1 protein-coding gene is annotated in these 672 nt (G+C 66.1%); it reads left to right on the plus strand.

Going from position 1 to position 672, the window contains the following annotated elements:
- Nucleotides 1–672 (plus strand): pyridoxal-phosphate dependent enzyme (locus F6X39_RS36185; protein ID WP_187620165.1); only part of this gene is annotated, 672 nt, incomplete at both ends.

The raw sequence follows: 672 nt of genomic DNA on the forward strand, positions 1-672 counted from the left end.
TGATCACCGCGTCGGCGGGCAATCATGCGCAGGGCGTGGCGTTATCGGCGGCACGCATGGGCGTGAAGGCGATCATCGTCGTGCCGGTGACGACGCCGCAGCTCAAGGTCGACGCGATCCGCACGCACGGCGGGCCGACCGTCGAGATCGTGCAGTTCGGTGAGTCGTATAGCGACGCCTATGGTCACGCGGTCAAGCTGCAGGAAGAGCGCGGCCTGACCTTCGTGCATCCGTTCGACGATCCGTACGTGATCGCCGGTCAGGGCACCGTCGCGATGGAAATCCTCAGCCAGCACCAGGGGCCGATTCACGCGATCTTTGTGCCGATCGGCGGCGGCGGTCTCGCGGCCGGTGTCGCCGCATACGTGAAATCGGTGCGCCCGGAGATCAAGGTGATCGGCGTGCAGACCGATGACTCATGCGCGATGGCCGCGTCGTTGCAGGCGGGCGAGCGCGTGACGCTGAACGAAGTGGGCCTGTTCTCCGACGGCACCGCGGTGAAGCTCGTCGGCGAAGAGACCTTCCGTCTGTGCCGCGAATATCTCGACGAAGTGCTGCTCGTGAACACCGATGCGCTGTGCGCCGCGATCAAGGACGTGTTCCAGGACACGCGCAGCGTGCTCGAACCGGCGGGCTCGCTCGCGGTGGCCGGCGCCAAGCAGTATGTCGAAC

The organism is Paraburkholderia sp. UCT2 (assembly GCF_014397665.1).
Classification (GTDB): Bacteria; Pseudomonadota; Gammaproteobacteria; order Burkholderiales; family Burkholderiaceae; genus Paraburkholderia; species Paraburkholderia tuberum.